1 protein-coding gene is annotated in these 211 nt (G+C 68.2%); it reads left to right on the forward strand.

Annotated elements, in window-relative coordinates:
- Positions 1-211, forward strand: a 211-nt coding sequence (locus AF337_RS12715) for an MBL fold metallo-hydrolase (protein ID WP_152971036.1), incomplete at both ends; no start/stop codon positions are given.

A 211-nucleotide genomic window follows, 5' to 3' on the forward strand; every position in this document is an offset into this window, starting at 1 on the left:
GTAGCGCCGGGCGTGGTCGTCTCTCGTACCGGCGGGCACACCCCTGGGCACAGCGTGGTCCGCGTGGCCTCAGGCAACGACCGTCTGATGTTTGCCGGCGACGCCGTGTTCGCGGTCGGGTTCGACCACCCCGACTGGTACAACGGTTTCGAACATGACCCCGAGGAGGCTGCCCGCGTTCGGGTCCGGCTTTTGCGGGAGCTTGCAGCGA

The organism is Rhizobium ecuadorense (assembly GCF_001187535.1).
Classification (GTDB): domain Bacteria; phylum Pseudomonadota; class Alphaproteobacteria; order Rhizobiales; family Rhizobiaceae; genus Rhizobium; species Rhizobium ecuadorense.